Origin of the sequence: Streptomyces sp. T39, from assembly GCF_008042045.1 — a bacterium.
GTDB lineage: Bacteria > Actinomycetota > Actinomycetes > Streptomycetales > Streptomycetaceae > Streptomyces.
In genome coordinates this window covers 2,038,395-2,058,804 of sequence record NZ_RDBP01000012.1, presented here as the reverse complement: position 1 = coordinate 2,058,804, position 20,410 = coordinate 2,038,395, and the positions used below count along the sequence as shown (strand labels likewise).

21 protein-coding genes are annotated in these 20,410 nt (G+C 74.4%); 4 read left to right on the top strand and 17 right to left on the bottom strand.

The window, feature by feature from the left end:
* Window positions 1–71: 71 nt before the first annotated feature.
* Window positions 72–1,016, bottom strand: a complete 945-nt coding sequence (locus EAO77_RS10390; RefSeq protein ID WP_147987720.1) for a polysaccharide deacetylase family protein — start codon at window positions 1,014–1,016, stop codon at window positions 72–74.
* A gap of 91 nt (window positions 1,017–1,107) precedes the next feature.
* Between EAO77_RS10390 and EAO77_RS10385 the strand changes: the two genes are divergently transcribed.
* Window positions 1,108–2,334: a THUMP-like domain-containing protein gene (locus tag EAO77_RS10385; protein WP_410088367.1), complete on the top strand. Its 1,227-nt coding sequence runs from the start codon at window positions 1,108–1,110 to the stop codon at window positions 2,332–2,334.
* Between the two features lie 124 nt (window positions 2,335–2,458).
* On the opposite strand, the gene EAO77_RS10380 is transcribed toward EAO77_RS10385, so the two are convergent.
* The 7 genes from EAO77_RS10380 to tsaB all read right to left on the bottom strand — a co-directional run bounded on the left by EAO77_RS10380 (window position 2,459) and on the right by tsaB (window position 7,581).
* Window positions 2,459–3,109 carry a hypothetical protein gene (locus EAO77_RS10380; RefSeq protein ID WP_147987718.1) on the bottom strand — a complete coding sequence of 217 codons (651 nt, stop codon included), beginning with the start codon at window positions 3,107–3,109 and terminating at the stop codon, window positions 2,459–2,461.
* A gap of 114 nt (window positions 3,110–3,223) precedes the next feature.
* Window positions 3,224–4,492 carry an RNA polymerase sigma factor gene (locus EAO77_RS10375; protein WP_147987717.1) on the bottom strand — a complete coding sequence of 423 codons (1,269 nt, stop codon included), beginning with the start codon at window positions 4,490–4,492 and terminating at the stop codon, window positions 3,224–3,226.
* A 33-nt stretch (window positions 4,493–4,525) separates the two neighbouring features.
* Window positions 4,526–4,882 carry a YciI family protein gene (locus tag EAO77_RS10370; protein WP_147987716.1) on the bottom strand — a complete coding sequence of 119 codons (357 nt, stop codon included), beginning with the start codon at window positions 4,880–4,882 and terminating at the stop codon, window positions 4,526–4,528.
* A 216-nt stretch (window positions 4,883–5,098) separates the two neighbouring features.
* Complete coding sequence (locus EAO77_RS10365) at window positions 5,099–5,356, bottom strand: hypothetical protein (RefSeq protein WP_187283176.1); 258 nt, start codon at window positions 5,354–5,356, stop codon at window positions 5,099–5,101.
* Window positions 5,353–6,453, bottom strand: coding sequence for a tRNA (adenosine(37)-N6)-threonylcarbamoyltransferase complex transferase subunit TsaD (gene tsaD / locus EAO77_RS10360; RefSeq protein WP_147987715.1), 1,101 nt, complete (start codon window positions 6,451–6,453; stop codon window positions 5,353–5,355). The genes EAO77_RS10365 and tsaD overlap by 4 nt, the downstream gene beginning before the upstream one ends.
* Window positions 6,446–6,931: a ribosomal protein S18-alanine N-acetyltransferase gene (gene rimI, locus EAO77_RS10355; RefSeq protein ID WP_147987714.1), complete on the bottom strand. Its 486-nt coding sequence runs from the start codon at window positions 6,929–6,931 to the stop codon at window positions 6,446–6,448. Before rimI ends, tsaD begins: the two co-directional genes overlap by 8 nt.
* Entirely contained in the window at window positions 6,928–7,581 is a 654-nt protein-coding gene (gene tsaB / locus EAO77_RS10350; protein WP_147987713.1) for a tRNA (adenosine(37)-N6)-threonylcarbamoyltransferase complex dimerization subunit type 1 TsaB, read from the bottom strand. The genes rimI and tsaB overlap by 4 nt, the downstream gene beginning before the upstream one ends.
* A gap of 98 nt (window positions 7,582–7,679) precedes the next feature.
* Between tsaB and EAO77_RS10345 the strand changes: the two genes are divergently transcribed.
* A complete protein-coding gene (locus EAO77_RS10345) occupies window positions 7,680–8,255 on the top strand; it encodes a hypothetical protein (protein WP_147987712.1) in 576 nt (191 codons plus the stop codon).
* Between the two features lie 106 nt (window positions 8,256–8,361).
* Here EAO77_RS10345 and EAO77_RS39900 read toward each other — a convergent pair whose 3' ends face one another.
* The 9 genes from EAO77_RS39900 to EAO77_RS10300 all read right to left on the bottom strand — a co-directional run bounded on the left by EAO77_RS39900 (window position 8,362) and on the right by EAO77_RS10300 (window position 18,257).
* On the bottom strand, window positions 8,362–8,568 hold the full coding sequence (locus EAO77_RS39900; RefSeq protein ID WP_147987711.1) for a hypothetical protein: 207 nt from the start codon (window positions 8,566–8,568) through the stop codon (window positions 8,362–8,364).
* Between the two features lie 160 nt (window positions 8,569–8,728).
* Entirely contained in the window at window positions 8,729–9,250 is a 522-nt protein-coding gene (tsaE, locus tag EAO77_RS10335) for a tRNA (adenosine(37)-N6)-threonylcarbamoyltransferase complex ATPase subunit type 1 TsaE (protein WP_147987710.1), read from the bottom strand.
* On the bottom strand, window positions 9,222–10,445 hold the full coding sequence (locus EAO77_RS10330; protein WP_147987709.1) for an alpha/beta fold hydrolase: 1,224 nt from the start codon (window positions 10,443–10,445) through the stop codon (window positions 9,222–9,224). The genes tsaE and EAO77_RS10330 overlap by 29 nt, the downstream gene beginning before the upstream one ends.
* 10 nt (window positions 10,446–10,455) lie before the next feature.
* Window positions 10,456–11,655 carry an alanine racemase gene (alr, locus tag EAO77_RS10325; protein ID WP_147987708.1) on the bottom strand — a complete coding sequence of 400 codons (1,200 nt, stop codon included), beginning with the start codon at window positions 11,653–11,655 and terminating at the stop codon, window positions 10,456–10,458.
* An 871-nt stretch (window positions 11,656–12,526) separates the two neighbouring features.
* A complete protein-coding gene (locus tag EAO77_RS10320; protein ID WP_147987707.1) occupies window positions 12,527–14,008 on the bottom strand; it encodes an NAD(P)H-hydrate dehydratase in 1,482 nt (493 codons plus the stop codon).
* A 79-nt stretch (window positions 14,009–14,087) separates the two neighbouring features.
* Window positions 14,088–14,456, bottom strand: coding sequence for a holo-ACP synthase (locus EAO77_RS10315; protein WP_187283175.1), 369 nt, complete (start codon window positions 14,454–14,456; stop codon window positions 14,088–14,090).
* Window positions 14,457–14,511: 55 nt separating this feature from the next.
* Window positions 14,512–16,359, bottom strand: a complete 1,848-nt coding sequence (gene glmS, locus EAO77_RS10310; protein ID WP_147987705.1) for a glutamine--fructose-6-phosphate transaminase (isomerizing) — start codon at window positions 16,357–16,359, stop codon at window positions 14,512–14,514.
* 51 nt (window positions 16,360–16,410) lie between these two features.
* Window positions 16,411–17,220, bottom strand: coding sequence for an ABC transporter permease (locus EAO77_RS10305; protein WP_147987704.1), 810 nt, complete (start codon window positions 17,218–17,220; stop codon window positions 16,411–16,413).
* Window positions 17,217–18,257 (bottom strand): ATP-binding cassette domain-containing protein, encoded by a 1,041-nt coding sequence (locus EAO77_RS10300; protein ID WP_147987703.1) that lies wholly within the window; start codon window positions 18,255–18,257, stop codon window positions 17,217–17,219. Before EAO77_RS10300 ends, EAO77_RS10305 begins: the two co-directional genes overlap by 4 nt.
* Before the next feature lie 180 nt (window positions 18,258–18,437).
* Between EAO77_RS10300 and coaA the strand changes: the two genes are divergently transcribed.
* Both coaA and EAO77_RS10290 read left to right on the top strand, forming a co-directional pair.
* Window positions 18,438–19,433, top strand: a complete 996-nt coding sequence (coaA, locus tag EAO77_RS10295; RefSeq protein WP_147987702.1) for a type I pantothenate kinase — start codon at window positions 18,438–18,440, stop codon at window positions 19,431–19,433.
* A 10-nt stretch (window positions 19,434–19,443) separates the two neighbouring features.
* Window positions 19,444–20,385: a DUF389 domain-containing protein gene (locus EAO77_RS10290; protein ID WP_147987701.1), complete on the top strand. Its 942-nt coding sequence runs from the start codon at window positions 19,444–19,446 to the stop codon at window positions 20,383–20,385.
* Window positions 20,386–20,410: the final 25 nt, after the last annotated feature.

The window sequence follows — 20,410 nt, the reverse complement described above, 5'->3', positions numbered from 1 at the left end:
CGAGGGTGTCGCGCGCCCGCCCGGACGACGCGGTCACGCCGTCCGGGGTTCCGCGGGCGCGGCGGCCGGCCTCACACGTAGTCCTCCAGCTTCGCGACGGCGTAACCCTTCTCCGTCACGGTCTTCATCACCCGCCGGATCATGTCCGGCATGCTGCCCTTCCAGTCGTCCTTGCCGCGGAAGTGGGTCAGGATGATGTCGCCGGGGTGCAGGTCGCGGTCCCACTCGCGCCACTCCATGTGGTCGGGGAACGCCTCGGACGCCCACAGCGGCACCGCCTCGACACCGCAGGATCTGGCCACGCGCAGCGTGTCGCCGTTGTAGTTGCCGTACGGCGGGCGGAACAGCCGGGGCCTGGTGCCGTAGCGCTTCTGGAGCTTCTCCTGCTGACCGCAGATCTCCCGCTGCTGCTGGGCGTAGGAGAGGCCCGGCAGATAGCGGTGGTTGAGCGTGTGGTTGTGCAGCGCCACCCCGCTGTCCCGCATCTTCGCGAAGTATCCGTAGTCGTCGTCGATGACGTAGTCGCTGAGGAAGGCGCTGTACGGGATCCGGAGTTCGGTCATCATCCGCAGCAGCTCGGGGTCCTTCTCCGCACCGTCGTCGATCGTCAGGAAGACGATCTTCTCCTTGGTGGGCACGGTGGTGAAGACGGGCGGCAGGTTCTCGCCGCCCTTGACCTCGAAGCCCTTGCGGGTGGTGATCCTCGGCTTCACCGCCGGCGGCGGGGGTGCGGCGAGCGGCGTCCTCGCCAGGCCCCACTTCCTGGCGGCGGCGGCGCGCAGGGCCTGCGTGCGCCGGACCTTCTCCACGTACGCGGCAAGGGCGCCGGACGTGCCGGCGTCCTCCTGCGCACCCGGACCGCGTGCCGCCCCCGCGTCCGCCGAGGGACTCGCGGGGCGCGTGCCCCCCGAGCCCTCGGCGGCACAGCCCGCACCGAGGGCGGCGACCACGAGCGCGGCGACGATCACACGGATGCGACGCGCTCCCACATTTACCTTTTGTCCTACTAGCTGCATGGCGTCGCATCCTGTCAGCGCGACCCCCTCGCGGCTCCGCAGACACCGCCTCCCGGCGCGGTCCGTCCCCCGCCTGGCCGACAATGGCCCGGTGAACGACCTCGATCCGCTCGCCGCCTTCTCCGCCCTGCGCACCGAGGAGGGCAGCGCCCTGCTCTCCTCGCTGGCCTCCTACGACCCGGCCGACGAACTGGCCGTCGCCACCCGGCTGCGCCGCGACCATCCCGCCGCCCTGGTCTCGGCGGCCCTCGGCCAGGCGAGGCTGCGGCAGCGGGCGGCGGCGAAGTTCGGCGCCGAGGACGCCGGGCGGATGTTCTTCACCCCGAACGGCGTCGAGCAGTCCACCCGCCGCACGGTCGCCGAGCACCGTGCCGCGCGCTTCGCGGCGCTCGGGGTGCGCAGCGTGGCCGACCTCTGCGGCGGCATCGGCGGCGACGCCCTGGCCCTCGCCCGCGCGGGCATCGCGGTCCTTGCCGTCGACCGCGACCCGCTCACCGCCGAGACCGCCCGTGCCAACGCGGCCGCGCTCGGCCTCGCGGACCTGATCGAGGTCCGCTGCGCGGACGTCACGGACGTCGACACCTCCGGCTGCGACGCGGTGTTCGTGGACCCGGCGCGGCGCGGCGGACGCGGCAGGATCTTCGACCCCGAGGCGTACTCGCCGCCGCTGTCCTGGGCGGTCGGGGCAGCCCGCGCCCGCCCGCACGCCGCCCTGAAGGTCGCACCCGGCATCCCGCACGAGGCCGTCCCCGAGGGCGCCGAGGCGGAGTGGATCTCCGACGGCGGGGACGTGAAGGAGGCGGTGCTCTGGTTCGGCACGTCCCCGGGCACGAACCGGGCGACCCTCCTGCCGGGCCCGCACACGCTGACCGGCCGCGGGCTGCCCGACCCCGCCGTCCGCCCGCTCGGCCGCTACCTCTACGAACCGGACGGCGCCGTCATCCGGTCCCATCTGGTCGCCGAGGTGGCCCAGGAGGTGGCGGGCGGGCTGATCGACGCGTCGATCGCGTACATCACCTCGGACACGCTCCACCCGACACCGTTCGCGACCGCCTACGAGATCACCGACGAACTCCCCTTCGGCGTCAAGAAGCTGAAGGCCCTGCTGCGCGAGCGCCGGGTGGGGAACCTGACGGTCAAGAAGCGCGGCTCGGCGGTCGAGCCGGAGGAACTGCGCCGCAGGGTCAAGCCGCAGGGGCCCGAGGCCGCGACGGTGTTCCTCACCCGGGTCGAGGGGGCGCCGGCGATGCTGGTGGGCCGGCCGGTGCGAGCGGCCGGGCCCGGGGCGTCCGGTCCGGTCGATCGCCCGGCGCCCTGACTGACCGCGTGACCGCGTGACCGTGTGCCCTCGTGGCGGAGGCGTCCGGCGGCTCCGCAGGCGCGGCGGACCGCCGTACCGGGCGTCCTCGCCCCGGCGGGGGCCGTCCGGCGGCTCCCCGGGGTCAGTGCCCGGGCGCCGCGGCGTCCGGGCGGACGGCGCGCGGCAGCAGCCGCAGGGCCCAGCGGTAGTGGGCGACCGCCTTGGCCGTGCCGATCAGACCGGTGAGCCAGGCGATGGCGCCGAGGCCCATCAGCAGCACCACACCCGGCAGGGTGTCCTCCCCGCGCCGGGCGGTCGCCGGGACCACGAAGGAGAGCCACAGGCCGCACGCGCACAGCACGAACGACGGCAGCAGCCAGGTCAGTCCGAGGCCCGGCGTGACGTACGCGGCATCCCGCGGAGGATCTGCGTCCAGCGCGCTCCACGCCCGCAGCCGGCGGCGCACCCTGCCGTCGCGCGCCAGTCCGAAGCCGATCAGCAGTCCCGTGGGCACCATGAACCCGACGCCCAGTACGGCGAGTACGCCGGCGAACAGCACGCTCAGCGGGTCCACGCCCTCGACGTACACCCGCAGCGCCACGGCGAACAGCACCCAGCCGGCCGCGAAGCCCCCCGCCAGCGCCCACAGTCCGGCCAGCACGGACACCCCGATGCTCCGCCGGTGCAGTTCCTCCAGGGCCCGCGCCCGGTCGGCGAGCAGTGCGTACCGGTGCGGCCACGCGCGGCTTCCCTCGGGCGGCGGCGGAGGCGGCAGCTGATCACGGCGGGACATGGGGCGACCTTATCGGGGCCCGTGCACGGCCCTTCGCCGTGACCCCGGCGGGCGGCCGGCCCGGGCCGGGGCGGGCCCCTCAGGGCCGGCGGGGCCCGTCGCGACCGGCGGGCTTCAGGGCCGCCCCGCGCGGGCGCGGGCGGCCCGGTCGAGCAGCAGTTCCCTCTCGCGGGCGTTGCGGGCCAGCCCGGCGGCCCGCTCGAACTCGGCGCCCGCCTCGTCGAGTCGGCCCAGCCGGGCCAGCAGGTCGCCCCGGACGCTCGGCAGCAAGTGGTAGTCCTTCAGGGCCGGTTCACCGGTCAGGGCGTCCACCAGCGTGAGACCGGCCTCGGGGCCCTCGGCCATGGAGAGCGCGACCGCGCGGTTCAGCTCGATCACCGGGGACGGGACGAGGCGCGCCAACTGCCCGTAGAGGGCGGCGATCGTGACCCAGTCGGTGTCCTCGTAGCGCGCCGCCCTCGCATGGCAGGCCGCGATCGCCGCCTGGAGCGCGTAGGGGCCGTACGGGCCGCCGCCGACGCGGTGGAGCGCCTCGACACCGCGGCGCATCAGCAGGCGGTTCCACCGCGAGCGGCTCTGGTCCGCCAGGAGCACCGGCTCGCCCCGCGGCCCGGTGCGCGCCGGGATGCGGGACGCCTGGAACTCCAGCAGGGCCGCCAGCCCGTGCACCTCCGGTTCGGCGGGCATCAGGCCCTGGAGCACCCTGGCCAGCCGCAGCGCGTCCTCGCAGAGCGCCGGGCGGACGAGGTCGTCGCCGGCGGTGGCCGCGTACCCCTCGTTGAAGATCAGGTAGACGACCTCCAGGACGGATCCCAGCCGCTCGTCCCGGTCGGCGCCGTACGGCACCTCGAAGGCGACGCCGGCCCGGGCGAGACCGCGCTTGGCGCGCACGACGCGCTGCGCGACGGTCGGTTCGGCGGCGAGGAAGGCGCGGGCGATCTCCTCGGTCGTCAGACCGCCGAGGAGACGCAGCGTCAGCGCGATCCGGGCGTCGGTCGACAGCACCGGATGGCACGCCGTGAACATGAGCCGCAGCAGGTCGTCGTCGATGTCGTCCGGCCCGGCGGGCTCGGGCGGCGGCGGCGCGTCCTCCAGGGCGCGCCCCACCTCGGCGAGCTTGCGCGCGTACGTCTCCTTGCGGCGCACGAGATCGATCGCCCGGTGCTTCGCGGTGGCCATGAGCCAGGCGCCCGGTCTGTCCGGGACACCCGACTCCGGCCACTGCTCCAGGGCGGCGACCAGGGCGTCCTGGGCGATCTCCTCGGCGATCCCCACGTCCCGCACGATCCGGGTGACACCGGCGATGATCCGCGCGGACTCGATCCTGAAAACCGCCTCGACCGTCTCGGCCGTCTTCTGCGCTCCTGGTGCCGTCACGGCCACCCATCAGAGCAGCCGCCCCGTGCGGGGGCAAACTCAGTCCGCCTGGATCTCGCGGACCTCGCAGGTCACCGACCAGTCGGCGGGGTGGACCTCGAGGAAGCGCCGGGCCCACTCGACGGCCTCGGGCATGTCCTTGCACTGCATCAGGGCGTAGCCGCCGACGACCTCCTTGGTCTCGGTGAAGGGACCGTCGGTGTACGACACCTTGCCGCCGGACCAGCTCACCCGGGTGCCCTGGGACGTGGGCATCAGCCCCGCCGTGTCCAGCATGACGCCGGCCTTGGTGATCTCCTCCAGCAGACTGCCCATCCGCTCGTCGAACCCTTCCGGGAACTCGGCTCCGGCCATCTCGTTCTCGTCGATGCGGATCATCGAAAGGAAGCGCGGCATGGTGACTCCTCCATCGTGCGCGGGCGGGACCGTTCCCCGCTCTCACCCCTGCGTCGAACGGCGGACCGCCGGATCGACACGGGCGGCGAGGATTCTCGCGGAATTCTTTCCGGATGGCCGGGCCCGCCGCTCGGGGACGGCGTGGCGCGTCGCGTCGCGGCCCCTGGTGGCCCCGTCCCGGGCGGCCCGCCGCGCGGCGCCGCGCGGCGGTGCCCGTCAGCCGAGCGACTCGAAGCGCCAGCGGTGGACCGGCCGGGTGATCAGGTCCGCCGCCGGCTCGGGCAGCTCGGGCAGCTCGGCGGCCGTGTCCGGCGCCTCCCACCACGTGATGACCAGCACCCTGTCCCCCGGCGCCCGCAGCGTCTCGCGGCGCAGGGGGTCACGGGCCAGCTCCCGGGAGCGGGCCCACTCCAGCAGTTCGGGCCCCCGGCCGTCGGCCGCCCGGGCCTCCCACATCAGCGCGACGACCGTCACGGGTACAGGTTCTCCTTGCTCACCTCGTGGACGTGGTCGTGGCCGTGGTGGTGACCGCCCGGCACATGGGACTCGGTCACCGGCAGGGAGGAGTCCGCCGACAGCTCCCAGTCCGAGGCCGGACGGTTGCGCGCGACCATCTCGGCGCCCAGGGCGGCGACCATCGCCCCGTTGTCGGTGCACAGCTTCGGCCGCGGCACCCGCAGCCGGATGCCGGCCCGCTCGCACCGCTCCTCGGCGAGCGCGCGCAGCCGGGAGTTGGCCGCCACGCCGCCGCCGATCATCAGGTGGTCGACGCCCTCGTCCTTGCAGGCCCGCACGGCCTTGCGGGTGAGCACGTCGACGACCGCCTCCTGGAAGGACGCCGCCACGTCCCGGACCGGGACCTCCTCGCCCGCCGCCCGCTTCGCCTCGATCCAGCGCGCCACGGCCGTCTTCAGGCCGGAGAAGGAGAAGTCGTAGGCCGGGTCCTTCGCCCCGCTCAGCCCGCGCGGGAAGGCGATGGCCCGCGGGTCGCCCTCCCGGGCCAGCCGGTCGATCACCGGGCCGCCGGGGAAGCCGAGGTCCAGCACCCGGGCGATCTTGTCGAACGCCTCCCCCGCCGCGTCGTCGATCGTCGCGCCCATGGGGCGGACGTCGGCCGTGATGTCGGGGGCGAGCAGCAGCGAGGAGTGGCCGCCGGAGACGAGCAGGGCCATCGTCGGCTCGGGCAGCGGGCCGTGCTCCAGCTGGTCCACGCAGATGTGCGACGCGAGGTGGTTGACCCCGTAGAGCGGCTTCCCGAGGGCGTACGCGTACGCCTTGGCCGCCGAGACGCCGACCAGCAGCGCGCCCGCCAGCCCGGGCCCCGCCGTGACCGCGATGCCGTCGAGGTCGCGGGCGCCGACACCGGCCTCCTTCAGGGCGCGCTCGATGGTCGGGACCATCGCCTCCAGATGGGCGCGCGAGGCGATCTCGGGCACCACGCCGCCGAAGCGGGCATGGGTGTCGACGCTGGAGGCGATGGCGTCGGCGAGCAGGGTCGTGCCGCGGACGATGCCGACGCCGGTCTCGTCGCAGGAGGTCTCGATGCCGAGTACGAGCGGTTCGTCAGCCATCAGTGGTCTCTGTTCCTTGTACGGTCAGTCGCATGACGAGGGCGTCGATGTTGCCGGGCTGGTAGTAGCCGCGGCGGAAGCCGATGGGCTCGAAGCCGAAGCGTTCGTAGAGCTTCTGGGCCCGGGTGTTGTCCACGCGCACTTCGAGCAGGACCTCTTCGCATTCGAAGGCGGTGGCGTGCTGGAGCAGGTCGGTCAGCAGCCGTGCGCCGAGCCCGGTGCCCCACTGGCCGCGCTCGACGGCGATGGTCTGCACGTCGCCGAGCCCGCCGGCCGCCGCGAGTCCCGCGTAGCCGACGATCCGGCCGGCGGTGTGGGCGACCACGTAGCGGCGGGTGGCCCGCGGGCCGCGGGAGTGGGCGAGCTCGGACCAGAACATCCCCGGCGACCAGGCGTCCTCCGGGAACAGCTCGTGCTCCAGCTCCAGCACCGGTTCCAGGTCCCACCAGCGCATCTCGCGCAGGACGGCGGCGCTCACCTGGGGGTGACCACCTTGTAGTTCTTGGGGACCTGCGCGTCGGGGCGGCGCAGGTACAGGGGCAGCGGGGGCAGGAACTCCGCGCCCGCGCGCAGCCGCTCGGCGGCCAGCGCAGCGAGCGCCGCCGCGCTGACGTGCTCGGGGCCGCGGGCGTCCGGGAAGGTCCCCGGGTAGAGCACCGCACCGGCGCCGACCGCCGGCAGGCCCGCGACCTGCTCGGCGATGTCGTCCGGGCGGTCCACGGCCGCGTCGGTCGCCCGGGTACGGGCGTCGTCGTAGCGGGCCCAGTAGACCTCCTTGCGGCGCGCGTCGGTGGCCACCACGAACGGGCCGTCGATGCCGGAGGCGTACGCGAGTCCGTCCAGCGTGCACACCCCGTGGACGGGGATCCCCAGCGCCGAGGCGAAGGTCGTCGCCGTCACCAGGCCGACGCGCAGGCCGGTGTACGGTCCCGGGCCGACGCCGACGACGAGGCCGGTGACGGCGGCGAGCTCCACCCCGGCCTCGGCGAGGACGCGGTCGACGGCGGGCAGCAGCAGCTCCCCGTGCCGGCGGGCGTCCACCCGGCTGGACTCGGCGACGACGGACGTGCCGTCGTGGAGGGCGGCGGTGACGGCGGGAGTGGCGGTATCCATGGCGAGCAAGAGCACGCAAACAGCCTACGGCTCCCGGGGGAGGGGCACGGTGCCCGTCGAACGGGACGGCTGCTGCTAACGTCACCGTGACCGGGACGACGACCGGAACACGGATGCGAAGGGTGGGCACGGTGGCACGCAGCAGCTCGGGACTCGTGGCCGGGCTCACGGCGGCCGCGCTGGCGGCCGTCGGGTTCCTCGCCTATCAGGCCTCGGCGAACGTCCCCGACAATCTCGCCGCCCCCAGCTCGCAGAGCGCCGCCCCGACCGTCAGCGCCTCCGGGAGCCCCGAGGCCGAGCCGGCGGACCCGCTCGCCGTCCCGGCCGACTCGGGCACCGGCGTGCGGGTGGTGTACGCGCTCGCAGACCGGCGCGTATGGCTGGTGGACGCGAAGGGCGAGCCCCGCACCTTCGCCGTCATGCCCTCGACGGTGCACCCGAAGCCCGGCACCTACGCGGTCACCTCCCGTTCCGGCAAGGTCCCCGGCTCGGACGGCACCCCGATCGAGCACGTCGTGCGCTTCGCGACCGTCGGCGGCGTCTCCATCGGCTTCAGTGCGGCGGTGGACGGCTCGATGGCCAGCCCCGACCCCTCCAAGAAGACGGGCGGGGTCCGGATGAAGCGGGCCGACGGGGACGCGATGTGGAAGTTCGCGGCGATCGGCGCGAAGGTCGTCGTCGTCCCGTAGGCCGTCGTCGCCACCCCGCCCGGTCCGGGCGGGCCCGCATGCCCCCCTGACGGACCGGGACAGCCGGTACCCGTAAGGGGACGGCTGTACGAATCGGACGCCCCGGCTACGCGGCGTCCTGCCGCGGCGTCCGGTCGCCGTGCCGCACCGGTGCACGGGGCACGTCGCGCGGCGGTGTCGACACGGCGCTCGCCGCGGCGCACGAGGCCAGCAGATCGCGCATCGACAGCGGAGCGGGCGACGGGGAGGACCCCGCGGACGGGGACGGCTGACGGGGCTGTGCGGACTGTGCTGCGCGCTCGGATGCCGGCATCAACGCCTCCTGGGGGCTCCGGGGGCCGCCTTGGTTAGGTGAACCTAACCAGCTCTCCGCACCATGTCATCACGCGTGAGGCGGGCCGCGCAACATTTTCCCGACGTCTTGTCGGAACGTACGGCGCGCCTGTCCCGATCACGCCCCCGGACGCCCCGGATCAGGCCGTGGCCGACTCCAGGTCCACCCCGGCCCACCGGGCCCCGTGACCGCGGAGCGTCACGTCCCGGTGTTCGTCGTCCGTGTCCCCCGTGACCCGGTGGATCAGCACGTGCAGCCGGTCGTCGGTCAGGTCCTCCACCTTGCCGTCGCCCCACTCCACGACCACCACCGACTCCGGCAGCGACACGTCGAGGTCGAGGTCCTCCATCTCGTCGAGGCCCCCGCCCAGCCGGTACGCGTCGACGTGGACCAGCGCCGGGCCGCCCGTCAGGGACGGGTGGACCCGCGCGATCACGAAGGTCGGGGAGGTCACGGCGCCGCGCACCCCCAGCCCCTCGCCCAGGCCGCGCGTCAGGGTCGTCTTGCCGGCGCCCAGTTCACCGGTGAGCATCACCAGGTCACCGGGGCGCAGCAGCTTGGCGAGGGAGCGCCCCAGGTCCTGCATCCGCTGCGGCGATTCGACGGACACACGGGCGGAACGGACGGCCGGTTCAGCCCCCGGGCTGTGCAGTGCTTCCATACGTGCCAACGTTAGCCGCTGCCGGCACGGCCCCGGCTCGCACGAGCAGGTCCGCCAGCCGGTCGGTCACGGCCTCCGGATGCTCCAGCATCACCAGGTGGCCGCCGTCGGGCACGATGACCAGCTCGGCCTCGGGCAGCAGGTCCGCGATGGCCTCGCTGTGCGCGGTCGGCGTGACCAGGTCCTTGTCCCCCGCGAGGACGAGGACGGGCAGGCCGGCGAAGACCGGCAGGGCGGCGGACTTGTCGTGCTCGGTGAACGCCGGGTAGAACTCGGCGACCACGTCGATCGGCGTCGACTCGATCAGCCGCTCCGCGAACCGCGCCACGGCCGGGTCCACATCCCTCGACGAGAACGAGTACCGCTTGATCAGCCCGGCGAAGAGGTCCGCCGTCGCCCGTCGCCCGCGCTCCACCAGTTCCGCCTGGGAGCCGAGCGCCCGCAGTACCCCGGGCAGCACCCGGCGCACCACGTTGACGCCCGCCACCGGCAGTCCGTAGTTGACCTCGCCGAGACGGCCCGCCGAGGTCCCGACGAAGGCGGCGGCGGCCACCCGCTCGCGCACCAGCTCGGGGTAGTGCGCACCGAGCGCCATCATCGTCATGCCGCCCATGGAGTGGCCGACGAGCACCAGCGGGCCCTCGGGCGCCGCCGCGTCGATCACGGCCTTCAGGTCCCGGCCGAGCTGGTCGATGGAGACCGGCACGGCGTCGGGGCCGGACTGCGCGGCGCCCCGTGCCGAACGCCCGTGACTGCGCTGGTCCCAGAAGACCGTGCGCACCAGACCCCGCAGGGCCGCCCGCTGGAAGTGCCAGGAGTCCTGGCCGAGGCAGTAGCCGTGGCTGAAGACCACGGTGACCGGCGCGGGCGACTTGCGTCCGAACAGCCGCCGGCGGCGCGGAGCGGCCACCTGGGGGTCGACGTCCTCGACCTCGTAGTGGAGCTCGGTCCCGTCGTCGGCCACCGCCGTGCCGGGCACGCCGCGCAGGGACCCGTACGGGCCGGTGGCGTCCAGCGCGAGCCGGGCCTTCTTGCGCATGCCCCGGCCCACGGTGAGCCGCTCCAGCGCCACACCGGCCGCCGCGCCGGCGGCGACGACGCCTATGGCCGTGCCGGCGACGCCTCCCGCCCTGCGCCAGGCGCCCGTGGCCGCCGCGGCGGCCACGACGGCGTCCCCCGTGCTGGTCTCGCTCACCGTGCCTCTCCTACTCGTCGACGACTGCCGGCCGCGCGTGGCCCGGGTCGTGGGGCTGCTCGTGGAGATGGACGCGCGGCACCCTCGCCCCGATCCGCGTGACGATCTCGTACCCGATCGTCCCCGCGGCCTGCGCCCAGTCCTCCGCGGTCGGCTCGCCCCGGTCGCCCGGGCCGAAGAGCAGCGCCTCGGTCCCCTCGTCGACCGTCTGCCCGCCGAGATCGACCACGAACTGGTCCATGGCCACCCGGCCGGCGACCCGGTGCCAGCCGCCGCCGACGAGAACCGGCCCGCGGCCGGAGGCGTGCCGGGGGATGCCGTCGGCGTAACCGAGCGGGATCAGACCGAGGGTCGTCTCCGCGTCGGTGACGTAGTGGTGCCCGTAGCCGACCCCGTGACCGGCGGGCACGTGCTTGACCAGGGCGACGGACGCGGCGAGCGTCATCACGGGCCGCAGGCCGAGCTCGGCGGAGGTGCCCAGTTCGGGGGCCGGGGAGACGCCGTACATCGCGATGCCGGTCCGGACGAGGTCGAAGTGGGACTCCGGCAGGGTGAGCGTGGCCGGGGAGTTGGCGATGTGCCGCACCTCCGGTTCCACACCGGCCTTCTCGGCGTGGTCGACCATGTCCCGGAAGAGATGCAGCTGCCGGTCGATCGAGGGGTGCCCCGGCTCGTCGGCGCAGGCGAAGTGCGACCACAGGCCGGTGACCGTGACCAGGCCCTCGTCCTCGGCGGAACGGGCGGCGGCGACCAGGGCGGGCCAGTCGGCGGGCTGGCAGCCGTTGCGGCCGAGGCCGGTGTCGGCCTTGAGCTGGATCCGGGCGGGCCGGCCGGCCTCCCGTGCCGCGGCGGTGACCTCGCGCAGCGCCCACAGGCCGCTCACGGACATGTCGAGGTCGGCCTCGATGCCCGCGCGCCACGGGTCGCCCGGGGTCCACAGCCAGCACATGATCCGGCCGCCGATGCCGGCCGCGCGCAGCGCCAGCGCCTCCTGCGGCGTCGCCGTGCCGAGCCACCCGGCCCCGGCGTCGAGGGCGGCCCGGGCGCAGGGCACCATGCCGTGGCCGTACGCGTCCGACTTCACCACGGCCATCAGGGCGGAGTGCGGCGCACGGGCCCGCAGCGCAAGGACGTTGGCGCGCAGCGCGGCGAGATCGATCTCGGCCCGGGCGCGTGGCGGTGCGGGGTGCGGCGGCGGTGTCTGGCTCATCGCGGCCAGTCTCTCAGAAGCCGCTGCCCAACCCCCGCTGGACCGGCTCGGGGCGTCCGGTGCGGTCGGCACAGGACGCCGCAACCCGCTCATCACGGAGCCATTCGGCCATTCCGGCGACGCGGCAGGCAGCGGCACCGGGGGTGCCGGGCCCGGCGGGGGCGGGACGACGGCTCCCCGAGGCCCGCGCCCGCCGGGGCGGGGTCCGGGCCCCGTGGGGCTCAGGGCAACGATCCCGCGGGAGCCCGCACACCGGCGATCCGGACCCGGCGAGGCCCGGAACGACCGCTTCCCCCCGGCCGCGCGCACCGGGCGATCCCGGCCGAGCGAGCCGGACAACAGCTCCCCGGAGCCCCGAGCACCAGGCGTTCCAGGCCCGCGGGGGCCGCAGCGACCACTTCCCGGGCCGCGCGCACCAGCCGATCCGGGCCCCCTGGGGCTCAGGGCAACGATCCCGCGGAAGCCCGCACACCGGCGATCCGGACCCGGCGAGGCCCGGAACGACCGCTTCCCCCCGGCCGCGCGCACCGGGCGATCCCGGCCGAGCGAGCCGGACAACAGCTCCCCGGAGCCCCGAGCACCAGGCGTTCCAGGCCCGCGGGGGCCGCAGCGACCACTTCCCGGGCCGCGCGCACCAGCCGATCCGGGCCCCCTGGGGCTCAGGGCAGCCCGCACACCGGCGATCCGGACCCGGCGGGGGCCGGAACGACCGCCCCCGGAGCCCCGCGCGCGCCGGGCGTATCGCGTCCACCGGTCGTGACGGCACGGCCGTCGCACCGGCGATCTCACCGTCGTGGCCCCGCCCGCTCCGGGTCGGAGCCGGGTCGTGGCGGGGACGTTCCGACCCCGCCACGGCCCCCGAGGCGGCCGCTCAGGACCCCCCTCGCGCGTCGCGCCGGGCGACCCCGCCCCCTCCGGGCTCCCGGACGTCGTGCCATGCGGCAGGAAGCGTCGCGGCCACGTCGTCGGCGGTGAGGGGGGTGCCGCGGGCGGCGGCCAGCCGGGCCGCGAGGCCGTGCAGGTAGGCCGCGGCCGACCCCGCGTCCCGGGCGTCCAGCCCGGCGGCGAGCAGCGAGCCGGCCAGCCCGGAGAGCACGTCGCCGCTGCCGGCGGTCGCCAGCCACGGCGATCCCATCGGGTTGGCCCGCACCGGCGCGCGACCGTCGGGGTCCGCGACGAGCGTGGTGGAGCCCTTGAGCAGCACCGTCGCCCCGTAGCGCGCGGACAGTTCCCGCACCGAGGCGAGCCGGGCGGCCTCCACCTCCTCGCGTGCCACGCCGAGCAGCGCGGCGGCCTCCCCCGCGTGCGGGGTCAGCAGCGTGGGCGCCTCCCGGCCGCTCAGGTCCCCGGCGTCCAGCAGGCGCAGCCCGTCCGCGTCGACGAGGACGGGTACGCCGGTGGCGAGCACCTCGCGCACGGCATCGGCGTTCTCGCCGATGCCGGGGCCGACGACCCAGGACTGGACCCGGCCCGCCTTCCCGGGCGGCCCGGCGCTGACCAGGCACTCCGGGAAGCGGGAGACGACCGCGTCCGCGGCCGGGCCGACGTAGCGCACGGCCCCGGCTCCGCCCCGCAGCGCGCCCGCCACCGCCAGCACGGCCGCGCCCGGGTAGCGCGCGGAACCGGCGACGACGCCGACGACACCCCGCCGGTACTTGTCGCTCTCGGCCGCCGGGAGCGGCAGCATCCGGGCGAGGTCCGCGTGCTGGAGCGCCTCCAGACCGGCGACGGACGGCAGTTCGTCCCCGATGCCGATGTCCACCAGCCGGACGGCTCCGGCGTACTCCCGTGCCGGATCGACCAGCAGCCCGGGCTTGTAGGTGCCGAAGGTGACCGTCAGATCCGCCCGCAGCGCCTCGCCCCGGACCTCCCCGCTGTCCGCCTCGACCCCGCTCGGCAGGTCGACCGCGACGACGACGGCGTCGGAGCCGCGGGCGGCGCGGGCGACCGGCACGGCGTCCGGGCGGAGTCCGCCGATGCCGCCGATGCCGGTGATGCCGTCGAGGACGAGATCGGCCGCGGCCAGCGGCTCGAACGGGTCGTCAGCCACCCGGCCGCCCGCGGCCAGCAGGGCCGCCAGGCCCGCCCCGTGGGTGCGCTCGGGGGCGAGCAGCACGGCGGCGACCCCGGCGCCGCGCCGTGCCAGCCGGGCGCCGGCGAAGAGGGTGTCGCCGCCGTTGGCCCCGCTGCCGACGAGCAGCACGACACGGGCCCCGTACACCCTGCCCAGCAGCCCGGCACAGGCAGCGGCCAGGCCGGCGGCGGCCCGCTGCATGAGAGCACCCTCCGGCAGCCGCGCCATCAGCCGTTCCTCGGCGTGCCGGACCGCTTCGACGCTGTACGCACTACGCATGCCCCTGAGTCTGCCCCAGCCGGGCGCCGCCGACGCGGCGTCCCGGCCCGGCACGTCGGAGGGGCGGCATCCGGGCCGGCTACCCCTCCGCGATCACCACCGCGGACGCCACGCCCGCATCATGACTGAGCGACACGTGCCAGGAGCGGACGCCCAGTTCGGCCGCCCGCGCCCGGACCGTGCCGCGGACGCGGAGCCGGGGGCGGCCGGTGTCCTCCACGTAGACCTCGGCGTCCGTCCAGAGCAGCCCGGCGGGCGCGCCGAGGGCCTTGGCGAGCGCCTCCTTCGCCGCGAACCGGGCCGCGAGGGAGGCGTACCCCCGGCGTTCCCCGCTCGGCAGCAGCAGTTCGTGCTCGACGAAGAGCCGCCGGGCCATGGCCGGTGTGCGCTGGAGCGACTCGGCGAACCGGTCGATCTCCGCGACGTCGATCCCCACCCCGATGATCATCAGCCGGTCTCCCCCGCCCTTCCCGCGCGTGTCGCCGCGCTCGTTCCGCCGTCGCTCATTCCACCGTCACCGACTTCGCCAGGTTCCTCGGCTGGTCGACCTCGTTGCCCCGGGCCGTCGCCAGCTCGCAGGCGAACACCTGGAGGGGCACCGTGGCCACCATGGGCTGGAGCAGCGTCGGGGTCGCCGGGATCCGGACCAGATGGTCCGCGTACGGGACGACGGCCTCGTCGCCCTCCTCGGCGATCACGATGGTCCGTGCGCCACGGGCCCGGATCTCCTGGATGTTGGAGACGATCTTGTCGTGCAGCACGGACCTGCCGCGCGGCGACGGCACGACCACCACCACCGGCAGGTCCTCCTCGATCAGGGCGATCGGACCGTGCTTGAGCTCACCGGCCGCGAAGCCCTCCGCGTGCATGTAGGCCAGCTCCTTGAGCTTCAGCGCGCCCTCCAGCGCGACCGGGTAGCCCACGTGGCGGCCGAGGAAGAGGACCGTGTTCTTGTGGGCCAGCGACCTCGCCAGCTCCCGCACCGGCTCCATGGTCTCCAGCACCCGCTCCACCGCGCCGGAGATCTGCGCCAGGTCGCGGATCACGGCCCGGATCTCGTCGCCCCACTTGGTGCCGCGCACCTGCCCCAGGTACAGGGCGACCAGATAGCAGGCGACGACCTGCGTCAGGAACGCCTTCGTGGAGGCGACGGCGACCTCCGGCCCGGCGTGGGTGTAGAGCACCGCGTCCGACTCGCGGGGGATCGTCGAGCCGTTGGTGTTGCAGATCGCCAGGACCCGCGCGCCCTGTTCGCGCGCGTGGCGCAGCGCCATCAGCGTGTCCATGGTCTCGCCGGACTGCGAGATCGCGACGACCAGCGTGCGCTGGTCGAGGATCGGGTCCCGGTAGCGGAACTCGCTCGCCAGCTCCACCTCGCACGGCAGGCGGGTCCAGTGCTCGATCGCGTACTTGGCGATCAGCCCGGCGTGGAAGGCGGTGCCGCAGGCGACGATGACGATCTTGTCCGCCTCGCGCAGCACGTTCGCCGGGATGCGGATCTCGTCGAGGCTCAGCGCCCCCGAGGCGTCGATGCGGCCGAGGAGGGTGTCGGCGACGGCCTTCGGCTGCTCGGCGATCTCCTTGAGCATGAAGTAGTCGTATCCGCCCTTCTCCGCCGCCGAGGCGTCCCAGTCCACGTGGTAGGCCCGCACCTCCGCGGGCTCCCCGTCGAAGCCGGTCACGGTCACGCCGTCCCGCCGGAGCTCCACGACCTGGTCCTGCCCCAGTTCGACGGCCGACCGGGTGTGGGCGATGAACGCCGCCACGTCCGAGGCGAGGAAGGACTCGCCCTCCCCCACGCCCACCACCAGCGGGGAGTTGCGCCGGGCGCCGACGACCACGTCGGGCTCGTCCGCGTGCACGGCCACCAGGGTGAAGGCGCCCTCCAGCTGCCGGCACACCAGGCGCATCGACTCGGCGAGGTCCCCCACGGACGAGAACGCCTCGGCCAGCAGGTGGGCGACCACCTCGGTGTCCGTCTCGGAGGCCAGGTCGTGCCCGCGCTCGGCGAGCTCCGCCCGCAGCGCGGCGAAGTTCTCGATGATGCCGTTGTGGACGACGGCGACGCGCCCCGCGTTGTCGAGGTGGGGGTGGGCGTTGACGTCCGTGGGCCCGCCGTGCGTGGCCCACCGGGTGTGCCCGATGGCGGTGGAGCCGGCCGGCAGCGGCCGTTCCGTCAGTTCCTTCTCCAGATTGACGAGCTTGCCCGCCTTCTTCGCCGCGGCGAGTCCTCCGTCGGCGAGCACCGCCACACCCGCCGAGTCGTATCCGCGGTACTCGAGCCGCTTCAGACCCGCGACGACCACATCCAGCGCCGACTGTCCGCCGACGTAACCCACGATTCCGCACATGTCGGCAGCCTACGGCGCGGGGACCGGCCCGGCACCGAGACGGACGGGGGCTCAGACCTTGGCGCGGTACGCCCGCATCGCCAGCGGGCAGAACACCGCCGCTATGCCCACGGCCCAGACCAGCGACCACAGCACCGGCTCCGCCACCGGGCCGCCGACGAGCAGACCCCGGTAGGCGTCGGACAGATGGGTGACCGGGTTGACGTCGCTCCACGCCTGGAGCCAGCCCGGCATCGTGTCGACGACGACGAACGCGCTGCTGGTGAACGTGATGGGGAAGATCAGGGTGAAGGCGAACGCCTGCACCTTCTCCGCGTCGCCGGCGAGCATGCCGATGAGCACCGCGGTCCAGGAGACGGCCGCCGCGAAGACGATCAGCAGCACGGCGCCGAGCAGGAATCCGCCGAACCCGCCGGTGATCCGGAAGCCCATCAGCACGCCGATGCCGATCATCAGCAGCATGGCCCACACGTGCTTGGCGAGATCCGCGGTGATGCGGCCGATGAGCGGCGCGGAACGGGCGATGGGCAGGCTGCGCAGCCGGTCGAAGACGCCCTTCGTCAGGTCCGTGTTGAGGGCCATCGCCGTGTACACCGTCATGAAGAGGGTGTTCTGCACGATGATCCCGGGCAGCGCGTACTCCAGATAGGCGTCGGTCGAGCCGGCCATCTGCCCGCCCAGCACATAGGTGAAGAGGAAGACGAACATGATCGGCGTGACGCTGTAGTCCACCAGCTCCAGCGGGTTGTGCTTGACCGCCACGAGACTGCGCCACGCCATCGTCAAGGTCTGGCCTGCCCACGCCAGCGGCCGCACCCGGCCGGATGCCGTGAGCGGGGCGGTGAGCGTCGCGCCGGTCATCGCGAACCCACCGCCTGGGCCGTCGCCGCCGGGCCCGCCGCACCGCCGGACCCCGCGTCCGCGTCGCCGTCCCCGCCCCCCGCACCGGACCCGTTGCCGTCGCGCGGGGCGGCCCGGTGGCCGGTGAGCGCGAGGAAGACCTCGTCCAGGGAGGAGCGCCGCAGCGCCAGTTCGCCGACCGCGATGCCCTCGCGGTCGAGCCGGCGGACCACCGCGGGCATCAGCTCCGGATCGTTGACCGGGGCGGTGACCGCCTCGCCCTCGATCCGGGTGCCCGGCCCCGCGGCCCGGGCGACGAGCCCGTGCACGGCGGCGAGGTCGCCGGGGGCGAGCGGGCGGACCTCCAGCACCTGGCCGCCCACCTCGTTCTTCAGCCGGTCGGGCGTACCCTGGGCGATCACCCGCCCCTTGTCGATGACCACGATGTCGTCGGCCAGCACATCGGCCTCGTTCAGGTACTGGGTGGTGAGCAGCGCGGTGGTGCCCTCGGCCACCAGGGCACGCAGCATGTCCCACAGCTCTCCGCGGCTGTGCGGGTCGAGCCCCGTGGTGGGCTCGTCGAGGAAGAGGATGCTGGGCCGACCGACCAGGCTGGCCGCCAGGTCGAGGCGCCTGCGCATCCCGCCGGAGTACGTCTTCGCGGCCCGCCCCGCCGCGTCCGAGAGACCGAATCTGTCCAGCAGTTCCCGGGCGCGTGCCCGCGCGTCCGGCCGGCCCATTCCGAGCAGACGGCCGATGAGCAGCAGGTTCTCGGTGCCGGTGAGATTCTCGTCGACGGCCGCGTACTGGCCGGTCAGACCGATGAGGGAGCGCACGGCGCCCGCCTCGCCGACCACGTCGTGGCCCGCCACCGTGGCGCGGCCCCCGTCGGGCGGCAGCAGGGTGGCGAAGATCCGCACGGCCGTCGTCTTGCCCGCGCCGTTCGGGCCGAGGAGGCCGAGCACCGAACCGGTCCGGGCCGCCAGATCCACGCCCGCCAGGGCTTCGGTGTCCTTGAACCGCTTGACCAGGCCCTCCGCCTGGATCGCGTACGTCATGGGAGTCCCCTCGTGACCTCGCGGTGTCGCGGACGTCGCGGGTCGGCGCCCACCTCTTCCACAACCGTGACGCACGCCACTGACATTCCGCCCGGACCGCCCCCGCGCACGGGGCAGGGGCGCACCGGCGTGACCCAGCCCACCCCCCACAACCGGGGCCCAGCCCCGACAATGGGCCGTGTGATCTCTTCGCCGCCACGAAGCTCCCACCGCCGGGCAGAGCCTCCGTCGACGCCGTACGTCGACCTCACCCGCGCACAGTGGAGCGCCCTGCGCGAGAAAACCCCGCTGCCGCTGACCGCCGAGGAGGTCGAGCAGCTGCGGGGCCTGGGCGACGTCATCGACCTCGACGAGGTCCGGGACGTGTACCTGCCGCTCTCCCGGCTGCTGAACCTGTACGTGCAGGCCACCGCCGAGCTGCGGGGCGCGCTCAACACCTTCCTCGGGGACGCGGGCAACGGGCACGGCGCCCAGCGGGGGACGCCGTTCGTCATAGGAGTCGCCGGCTCCGTGGCCGTCGGCAAGTCCACCGTGGCCCGGCTGCTCCAGGCGCTGCTCGCCCGCTGGCCGGAGCACCCGCGCGTCGAGCTGGTGACCACCGACGGTTTCCTGCTGCCGATGAAGGAGCTCCGGGCCCGCGGCCTCATGTCGCGCAAGGGCTTCCCGGAGTCGTACGACCGCCGGGCGCTGACCCGGTTCGTCGCGGACATCAAGGCGGGCAAGGACGAGGTCACCGCGCCGGTCTACTCCCACCTGATCTACGACATCGTGCCCGACGAGCGGCTGACCGTGCGCCGGCCGGACATCCTGATCGTCGAGGGGCTCAACGTCCTCCAGCCGGCGCTGCCCGGCCAGGACGGCCGCACCCGGGTGGGGCTCGCCGACTACTTCGACTTCAGCGTGTACGTCGACGCCCGGCCCGAGGACATCGAGACCTGGTACCTGAACCGCTTCCGCAAGCTGCGCGAGACGGCGTTCCAGAACCCGTTCTCCTACTTCCGCAAGTACACCCAGGTCTCCGAGGAGGAGGCCCTGGACTACGCACGGACCATGTGGCGCACCATCAACAAGCCCAATCTGCTGGAGAACGTGGCCCCCACCCGGGGACGCGCCACACTGGTGCTGCGCAAGGGGCCCGACCACAAGGTCCAGCGGCTGTCGCTGCGCAAGCTCTAGGGGGACCCGCGTGCTGCACCTGCGAGTGATCACACCGGCCGACCTCACGGCCGAGGTGACCGGACTGCTGGAGAAGACCGTCGGCACCGCCCATCTGGTGGTCCTCGAAGGGGCCGCCCGCGATCCGCGCGGGGACCTCGTGCTGTGCGACGTCGCCCGGGAGGCCGGCGACGCGGTCCTGTCCGAGCTGCGGAACATGGGGATCGACAAGTCCGGCTCGGTGTCCGTGGACGAGATCGGGCTGTCCCTGTCCGCGCGTGCCGACCGCGCGGAGAAGGATGCGCCCGGGGAGGCCGCCGACGCGGTGCTGTGGGAGCAGCTCTCGGACGCCACGCACGAGGAGTCGACGCTCAGCGTCACCTATCTGGCGTTCCTGATGCTGGCCACGATGATCGCCGCCTGCGGCGTCGTCCTGGACAACGCGATCCTCATCGTCGGCGCCATGGCCGTCGGCCCGGAGTTCGGACCGCTGGCGGGGATCTGCACGGCCCTGGTGCGGCGGACACCGCGCCTCGCCTGGCGCTGCCTGATCGCCCTGCTCGCCGGCTTCGCGGCCGCGATGCTGGTGACCGTCGGCTTCAGCCTGCTGATGGACGCGCTCGGCCTGTTCACCGACGAACAGGTCGAGGGCGACCGGCCCAACACCCGGTTCATCTACGACCCGGACGCCTTCTCCTTCGTCGTCGCCGCCCTCGCCGGAACGGCCGGCATGCTCTCGCTGACGTCGGCCAAGTCGGGCGCCCTGGTCGGCGTGGCCATCTCGGTGACGACCGTCCCGGCAGCGGCCAACGCCGCCGTCGCCTTCAGCTACCGCGAGTACGCGCAGGCGTGGGGCTCGACCGAGCAGCTCCTGCTGAACCTCGCGGGCATCGTGCTCGCCGGCACGGCGACCCTGCTGGTGCAGAAGGCGCTGTGGCGCCGGAGCCGGCGCCGGGCGGAGCGCACCGGCTGATTCCGCGGACCCGTACGCACGAGGG